Origin of the sequence: Companilactobacillus insicii (assembly GCF_003946015.1) — a bacterium.
GTDB classification, from domain to species: Bacteria; Bacillota; Bacilli; order Lactobacillales; family Lactobacillaceae; genus Companilactobacillus; species Companilactobacillus insicii.
Genome location: NZ_RHNU01000031.1, coordinates 20,454 through 27,661 on the forward strand (window position 1 = coordinate 20,454; position 7,208 = coordinate 27,661).

At 35.4% G+C, this 7,208-nt stretch carries 6 protein-coding genes and 1 other annotated feature; of the genes, 2 read left to right on the forward strand and 4 right to left on the reverse strand.

Annotated elements, in window-relative coordinates; genetic code table 11:
• Positions 1-171 precede the first annotated feature (171 nt).
• Positions 172-1,248, forward strand: coding sequence for an NAD(P)H-dependent amine dehydrogenase family protein (locus EKM79_RS09675; RefSeq protein ID WP_125568247.1), 1,077 nt, complete (start codon positions 172-174; stop codon positions 1,246-1,248).
• Between the two features lie 42 nt (positions 1,249-1,290).
• Here EKM79_RS09675 and asnA read toward each other — a convergent pair whose 3' ends face one another.
• Both asnA and EKM79_RS09685 read right to left on the reverse strand, forming a co-directional pair.
• On the reverse strand, positions 1,291-2,298 hold the full coding sequence (gene asnA / locus EKM79_RS09680; protein ID WP_125568249.1) for an aspartate--ammonia ligase: 1,008 nt from the start codon (positions 2,296-2,298) through the stop codon (positions 1,291-1,293).
• A gap of 71 nt (positions 2,299-2,369) precedes the next feature.
• Positions 2,370-2,622 (reverse strand) — a binding site (T-box leader).
• A 129-nt stretch (positions 2,623-2,751) separates the two neighbouring features.
• The gene (locus EKM79_RS09685; RefSeq protein ID WP_125568251.1) at positions 2,752-3,360 is read right to left on the reverse strand and encodes a LysE/ArgO family amino acid transporter; all 609 of its coding nucleotides are present in this window, start codon (positions 3,358-3,360) and stop codon (positions 2,752-2,754) included.
• A gap of 132 nt (positions 3,361-3,492) precedes the next feature.
• On the opposite strand from EKM79_RS09685, the gene pdxR reads away from it, so the two are divergent.
• Positions 3,493-4,944, forward strand: coding sequence for a MocR-like pyridoxine biosynthesis transcription factor PdxR (gene pdxR / locus EKM79_RS09690; protein WP_125568253.1), 1,452 nt, complete (start codon positions 3,493-3,495; stop codon positions 4,942-4,944).
• 26 nt (positions 4,945-4,970) lie between these two features.
• Here pdxR and EKM79_RS09695 read toward each other — a convergent pair whose 3' ends face one another.
• Positions 4,971-5,663 carry a matrixin family metalloprotease gene (locus tag EKM79_RS09695; RefSeq protein WP_164506061.1) on the reverse strand — a complete coding sequence of 231 codons (693 nt, stop codon included), beginning with the start codon at positions 5,661-5,663 and terminating at the stop codon, positions 4,971-4,973.
• A gap of 127 nt (positions 5,664-5,790) precedes the next feature.
• Positions 5,791-6,930 carry an ArgE/DapE family deacylase gene (locus EKM79_RS09700; RefSeq protein WP_125568257.1) on the reverse strand — a complete coding sequence of 380 codons (1,140 nt, stop codon included), beginning with the start codon at positions 6,928-6,930 and terminating at the stop codon, positions 5,791-5,793.
• Positions 6,931-7,208: the final 278 nt, after the last annotated feature.

The following is a 7,208-nucleotide window of genomic DNA, read 5'->3' on the forward strand; positions in this document are numbered from 1 at the left end:
TTTACAATCATTTTTTATTTAGTATGATGTTTATCAGTTTAATAAATAATGTATATAGGCATTAGATCTATAAAGTAATTGTTAATTTTTTCACTTTACATTATACCAACTATAGATATTAGAATTGATGTTGTAAACAAAAATAATAATTATTTGTTAGGAGTGTCTGTTATGGATAGAAAAGTAAGAGTTGCTCAATATGGCTGTGGGAAAATGGCTAAGTATCTAATCCGCTATGTTACGGAACATGGTGGCGAATTAGTAGCAGCATTTGATACTAATTCAAAAATTATTGGTAAGGATGTCAGTGATGTATTAGGAATAAGCGGTGTTGATGCTAAAATCAGTAATGCCAAAGATGCTGGTAGTGTCTTGAAGGATATTAAACCAGATGTTTGTGTTATTGCTACTAGATCGACAATGAAAGAATTAGAACCAGCTTTTGCAGTATGTGCGGAGAATGGAATTAATGCTATTAGTACTTGTGAAGAGTCATTATATCCATGGAATTCCTCATATGAAATTACAAAAAAATTGGATGATTTAGCTAAGAAGGGTAATTGTACTTTAGCTGGTAGTGGATATCCTGATATGTATTGGGGTAGCTTAGTTACTACTTTGGCGGGTTCTATGAATCAGATTAATATAATCAAGGGTATTAGCAGTTATAATGTTGAAGATTATGGAATTGCGTTAGCCGAAGGTCATGGTGCGGGATTATCAGTAGATGAGTTCGAGAAACAAATTGGTAAATATAATGACCTTGATTATCATGAAACAGTAGAAGCAATTAAAGAAGGTAAGGTAGTTCCTTCATATATGTGGAATCAGAATGGTTGGTTGTGTAGTAAATTAGGACTTCACATTATTTCACAAACTCAGAAATGTGTTCCAATAGTTAAGGATAAGGATATTCATTCCGAAACATTGAATATGACTGTTAAAGCTGGATATGCAGTTGGCATGTCTGCTATTGTTACAACTAAAACAGAAGAAGGAATTAACTTTGAAACTCAGTGTCAGGGTTATGTTTATGATACAGATGACTTTGACAAGAATGATTGGACATTTGAGGGGGAACCAACTACCTCAATATCAGTGAATAGACCTGCAACTGTTGAACTGACTTGTGGAACGTTAGTGAATAGAATTCCTATGCTTATAAATGCTGACGCAGGATATATTACTACAGAGAAGTTACCAAATAATTATTATTTAACAAAACCTATGAACGAATATGTGATTTAAACAAAAAATAGCTTCCCAACAGGGAGGCTATTTTGGTTTTTATTACAAAATTTGAATATGGTTTTCGTAACATTTATCAATCATATCTTGTGGCCATACACTAGCTTGAACTTCACCAACGTGGGCTTTTCCAAGTAGCAACATGCATAGACGTGATTGTCCGATACCACCACCGATTGTGTAAGGTAGTTCACCTTTTTCAAGCATTTGGTGATATGGAAGTTTAAGACGATCTTCAGCACCGGCGTCTTTAAGTTGTTCCTTCATTGATTCTTCACTGACACGAATACCCATACTTGAAATTTCAAGTGCCATTTGTAGAGGTTCATACCAGAATAAGATATCACCATTTAGTTTCCAATCATCGTAGTCAGGGGCACGGCCATCATGACGTTTGCCTGATTTCATCTTGCCACCAATTTGCATTAGGAAGACACAACCGAGTTCTTTAGTAATGGCGTTCTCACGTTCTTTAGGTGTCATATCAGGGAATCTGTCTTCTAATTCTTGTGTTGTTACGAAGTGAATTTCGTCTGGTAAATGATAAACGGCTTCGGGGAACTTGTACCAAACTTCATGTTCCATGTGTTTAATAACTTTGAAGATATCGCGTACAGTTGATTTAAGTGTATCAATGTTACGCTCGTCTTTAGAAATAATCTTTTCCCAATCCCATTGGTCAACGTAGATTGAATGAATGTTGTCTAAATCTTCGTCTTTACGAATGGCGTTCATATTTGTATAGAGACCTTCATGCATTCCGAAACCATAACGTTTCAAAGCAACACGTTTCCATTTAGCAAGTGAGTGAACGATTTCGATAGTTTGATCTGGCATATCCTTCATGTCGAATGATACAGGCTTTTCAACACCGTTCAAGTTATCGTTTAAACCAGTTGATTTTTCAACAAACATTGGTGCTGATAAACGTGAAAGATTTAGTTCTTTACCGAATTCGTCTTGAAAAGTTTCACGGATGTAACGAATGGCTTTTTGCGTATCAATAATTGATAGTTTTGGATCGTATGATTCTGGAATTGTTAAATGCATAAGATTATCTCCCTTGATTTTTTTATTGACTGATAGAAGACGGGTAACAAAAAAAGTCTTCCATCCCTAATAAAAGGGACGAAAGACTTTCGCGGTACCACCCAAGTTGCTTATGTAAAATAAGCCACCTCAATAAGAGTACAAAACTGCTATACTCTGCCGATGGTAACGTACCGGTTACGTCTAGACCTACTTTGAACGAGTCATTTCAGTTAGAAACATAAGAAAGTGTTATTCAGATATTTCAAATACTGTTTGAGTTCTCACTATCCTCAATTCACTGTCAGTTTGAAGTAACTTACTCTTCTTTCTTGTCGTCTTTATCTTGTGACACTTATAATAAGCATTTGTTTTTAAAAAGTAAAGTCTAAATTAAAAAAATGTTAATGATTCTCAAATTTTTATGTTGCTTTTTGGAATCTTATGGTTTCTAAAAGCTTATGTTGCAACACTTTAAAACATGAAAATAAAATTGATAAATAATTTAATACCATAAACAATTATTATAATTCCACAGATTATATTAATAATTCTGAGTACTTTGGGATTGAACCAGTTGCTAAAGGTGGAGATTACTAGTGTCAAAACCGTAAACCAAATTGCGGACGCAAGAGCAACACCTGTAATGAAGGCTGATGAACTAGAAGCAGGTAATGTTACGTGAAATGCGCCTAACATCATTGTCCCATCAATAATAGCCTGCGGATTTGCCCATGTAACAATAAATGCTGTAGCAATGGTGCTACTTAGAGTATCGGCCGTTTTTAAGCTAGTTTCTGTCGCAGCTTTTTCCTTCAGTAGACCGATTCCTATATAAATGACGATGAGACTTCCGACTAATAAAATGATTAATTGTAGCCATTGGTATTTTTTCATAATAGCACCAATACCGAAGAAGCAGCTAAGTGCCAACGAAATATCAAAAAGTATGACAATTAATGCGTTTAGCAGTGCACGTTTTCTAGAATGCTTTAATGATGAATTGATTACGAATAAATTCTGTAATCCGATTGGAGCGACGTAAGCCAATCCCATTGTTAAACCTTGTAATAAATAATTCATTTAATTACTCCTAACCAACCAAGTTACGTATAATTGATTGTAAATATCACTTGTATACGTGATTATATTAGTAAATGCTTGAATTGTAACCAGCCAATGGTAATTATCAACCCAACCAAATGGAGTAGTTAAATGAAAAAGATAAATGCAGAACAAATATTGTGGCGCCCTAATAAAAAAAGTTCTGTACCCCTGTATCAGCAAATATTTCAATTTGTTTGTAACAATGTATCTCGAGGTCAATGGCCCGTTGGAACGAAATTACCGTCGCAACGAAGTTTATCTAAGTTATTCGAGGTTAATCGAAGTACAATCACAACTGCTATTGAAGAATTGACATCTTATGGAATTATAAGTGGGAAAAGCGGTGCAGGAACTGAAGTTATTAGTAATACTTGGTCGTTGTTTTTGCCTACAACAACCGATTGGAATAAGTTTATTGCTACTGGATTTTTTCATGAGAATAATAATATTATCCAGGAAATAAACCGTCTTGAATTTGAACCTGATTTGATCAGATTAGGCACTGGTGAGATTGATCCAAGTTTATTTCCTCAAGAAATGTGGCAGAAAGTATTGAATAGACTCGGAACTAAAGTTATGTCGTTAGGATATCTGGAACCATTAGGATTATTGGAATTGCGAGAAGCCTTAGCTGATCATTTGAATGCTGAAGGATTGAACGTGGATGCAGATAATATTTTGATCACATCCGGTTCATTGCAAGCTCTGCAGTTAATATCAGCTGCACTTCTACAGCGTGGCAGTACTGTTTACACGGAAGCTCCTAGCTACTTGAAGTCTTTACAACTGTTTCAATCAATGGGTATGGAATTATCGGGTATCCCGATGGACAATGAGGGGATACAATATTGGAAACTGCCTAGAGTTACCAACAAATTCAATAATATTTTATACACTATTCCAACCAATCAAAATCCCACAGGAATAACAATGTCAATGGAACGCCGCCGCTCCTTATTAGACTTTTGCATAGAGAATCGCCTGCCAATAATTGAAGATGGGGCGTATCAAGAGCTTTGTTACGATGATGGTCAGCCCAAGACACTTAAAAGCTGGGATAAAAATGATATGGTGATTTATTTGGGTACGGCATCTAAGACCTTGGCTCCAGGATTAAGAATCGGCTGGATCGTTGCTAGTAAACCGATAGTACAGCGCCTGGGTGATGTAAAAATGCAGATGGATTATGGAGCTAGTTCTGTATCTCAATGGGTTCTGACCGAGTTTATGAATAGTGGTCTATATGATGAGTATCTCGAAGAATTAATTAGAAAACTACGAAATAGGCGTGATCGAGCTGTTAGAAGTTTGAGCAAATATATGAGTGATATTGCCACATGGAATGTACCAACAGGTGGTTTCTATATTTGGTTAACATTTAAAAGCAAAATTAAAATTGAACAATTCTTTGAACAAGCAGTAAAAGAAAAGGTTCTTTTGAATCCAGGTGATATTTATGATTTTAAGCATAGTAGATCTTTAAGGTTATCTTTTGCTTACATAACTGAGGATGAATTTGAACGTTCAATAAAAAAGCTTAGAAGGATTTATGACAAATAATAGCCGTCGATTAAATTCGACGGCTATTATTTGTTATAAATTGATTTTAAACCAGCAATATCATCATCGGACAAAGATTTGACCCCTTGATTAGTAGGGTACATGACAGAATGAGTATCTGTGCTGTGATTTAATCCAAGGGCGTGTCCCAATTCATGCATTGTTACAGAATCGCTGACTGATTCAGGGTAGTTCATGTTGATCTTGGCTGAGGCGTGATTGATTGCAGCCTTAGATGGATCGTTTGTCTTATAGGTCAATTCAGGACCACCAGTTCCTAATTCTAATGTCTGAGCTCGCTGGCCTTCATCTTTGTAGTAGATTGAGAATGTTATTGTATTCACACTTGAATTGCCCTTACCTTCGATAAGTTTTACCACACCGGTTCGATTGTAGGCATATATAGCATCGTTGAATGCTTGACGTGCCACTTTAGGCGTTTTGTCAGTGAAATGATAATAGTAAGTATTTCCAATGACAAACTTATTTACCATTGAAAAGGCAGGTGTTTGATTAGCAGATTCAGTTTGTTTATCTTGGGATGAAGCTGATTCTTGTTTAGTAGACTCTTCAGTGGCAGTGTTTGTAGAATTAGTAAATGATTTTACCTTCGGAACATATTCTTCTAATGCTGATTCTACATAGTTTTTTGATTTAGATAAATTGGTAACGATCTTAGCTTGTAATGTAGTTGGCAATACATCTGTATATTCGGCCAAAAAAATTCCACCTAAAGCAAACAACAATACAAACGATAAAATGTGTCTTCTCATGTAAAACTTCTTTCCTTAGACATTTGTCTACTTAGTCTACAATCAAAGTTCTTGATTGTCTATCAATTTAATATTACAAATATTTAACAAAAATATCCTTGTACATATCAATGAATTTAAGATACATTTCCTTATTAACATATTCATTGACTTGATGTGGTGTGTCATTACCGGGTCCAAACATAACAAAAGCAAAATCATCAGGTTTATTCCGTAAAAACATTGCTGCATCGGTAGTTCCAGCGACACCATATTTTCCAACATCTAGACCAGTATGCTCTTTTGCAACCTGACTTGCTACATTGAGTAGCTTAGAATGATCAGAAGCTTTTACGGGATTTAATTTCATAATTACTTTGACATCAAGATGGTAGTCATCATTTTCCGAGTTCAACTTATTTATTATTTTTTGAAGGTTAGTTAATACTTGATCACTGGTGTATTCTGGTAAAGTTCTTGAATTGATTTCAGCTTCTGCGTGACCGGGAATAGCGTTAACTTGTGTACCTCCGTTGATAGTAGTTACGTTGAAAATAAAGTCTCCCATTACAGGGTCAGATTTTCCGGTATTTTTGAATTGCTTATTAGCTTGATGCAAGAAGTCTAATAAGTGATCAATGGCATTATTACCAGATTTTGGCATAGAACTATGCGCAGTTTTGCCTTCAGAAGTAACTCTGATATCTAATGACCCCATATGTGTGTATACAAAATTGTAGCCACCCGGTTCACCGATTAATAAGGCATCGACGTCGTCCATATAACCTTGAGAAGTGAGTTGATCAGCTCCATATTCGCCGACTTCTTCAGCGATAGTTGCTAATAATCTTACGGTACCAGTTTTTGGCAATTTATTTTCATGTAGTTCGATCATGGCAATTACTAATGCCGCAAGTCCGCTTTTCATATCGACGGCACCTAATCCATAAAGATTACCGCTTTTTTCAGTTAACTTGTAGGGATCTGTATTCCATTGGTTAATGTCACCCGCTGAAACAGTGTCCATATGTCCACTAACGGCCAAAACGGGTTTGCCGTTTCCAATTTCGGCCACTAAGTTATAACGGGTGTCAGAGTACTTAATCATTTTGACTTCAATTCCATAATTGGAGAATAGGTTTTGTAAATATTCAGCAATTTCTTTTTCGTTATCATTAGCAGTATGGATAGCTACCAAATCGGATAGGATTTGAACTTTTTCTGTTTCGTCCATAATTTGGGCTCCTCTTTGAATAAGAATTTTGAACAATCAACATAATATAATTGTAGTACATATTAGTGTGGTGGACGAAAAAAGAGATTTTGACATAAATATAAAATTTATTGGATTTGTAGTGTAAACGCGCAACGAAACACAACTTCTTCCGTATAACTACAAATGAGTCTGGGACAAAACTAATATCTCAGATAATACTTAGTAGAAATAACTGATATACGGTTATTTCTACTATTTTTTTGCCATTCTAAATGGAATTGGTGGGGTATTTTCGC